The organism is Vibrio sp. Vb1337 (genome assembly GCF_033338715.1).
Classification (GTDB): Bacteria; Pseudomonadota; Gammaproteobacteria; order Enterobacterales; family Vibrionaceae; genus Vibrio; species Vibrio alginolyticus.
In genome coordinates, this window is sequence record NZ_JAWOTD010000275.1 from 1 (window position 1) to 1,036 (window position 1,036).

1 protein-coding gene is annotated in these 1,036 nt (G+C 45.7%); it reads left to right on the forward strand.

The annotated features are described in order from the left end of the window. Positions 1–100: 100 nt before the first annotated feature. A partial coding sequence (locus R7E42_RS25595) for a histidine kinase sensor domain-containing protein (RefSeq protein ID WP_318073324.1) occupies positions 101–1,036 on the forward strand: 936 nt, incomplete at its 3' end.

The following is a 1,036-nucleotide window of genomic DNA, read 5'->3' on the forward strand; positions in this document are numbered from 1 at the left end:
GGGGATGAATGGCAGAATAGTCTGCTTCCTGAATAGGAGTATGGGGGGCGGCATTCGTCATATTTGACATAATTACTTCGCTTTTTAGGGCTCGGAAGCCGTGCATTTCCCCTCACATCAAGTCGATGAAAAGTGTGAGGATGTTCAAAAAGCCGCTGATGGTAACATGTCTAGTCACCAAGCCAACGTGCTGATTGAACATGGCGACATGGATGAGTTGGCTGATTGGGCGAACGCGCAGCAGTTCTATTTGTTTGTACTGAACGAGCAGCTTCAACCAGTGACGCATCGTCTCATGCATCCACATTTTGAATTTAAGCTCCAATTCAAACGCAGCATTGATGATCAATTGGAAGACAAAGTGAATCGACCAATCATCAGCATTCCATTGGTTCAGCAGCACAACTTAGTCATTCAACTTCCACATCGCTTACATCCTGCGAATGACTTCATACTGTACTTTTCCATTATCAAAGTGGTGATTGCCGCCGTGATTTTGGCTTTGTTCTCGCTTTTAATGGCTCGCAACTTACAGCAACCGTTGGACAGACTCAGAGAGGCGAGCAAGAAGCTTTCTAACGGCGATTTTAATGTCAGTGTTGTGCAGGAGCTAAAGTCCAACACGCGAGAATTTAATGAACTCGCGCAAGACTTTGACCACATGACGAAAGAGATTCACTCGCTAGCGGAGAAGCAACGTCTTTTGATTCGCGATGTGTCCCATGAACTAAGAACGCCTCTTGCTAGACAGAACTTGGTTTTGCACCTTTTGCGTAAACGAGTTGGTGAAAGCGAACAAGGATTAGTGACGCGGCTGGAAGACGAAGCCAAAGAGCTGAATCATCTAATCAGTGACATTTTGGAATTTAGTCGCCTTGAGAATGCTCGCTACGACAAAGAGACCAAGCGTAGTGATCTTGAAGTGCTACTAGCCCCACAAGTTGAGCGTTGCAAAATCGATTTGAGGGAATCACAGAGCATTGTATTTATTTCTCGTGTGACCGAGCCGAGAGCTTACTGTGAAGATACTCTCGTG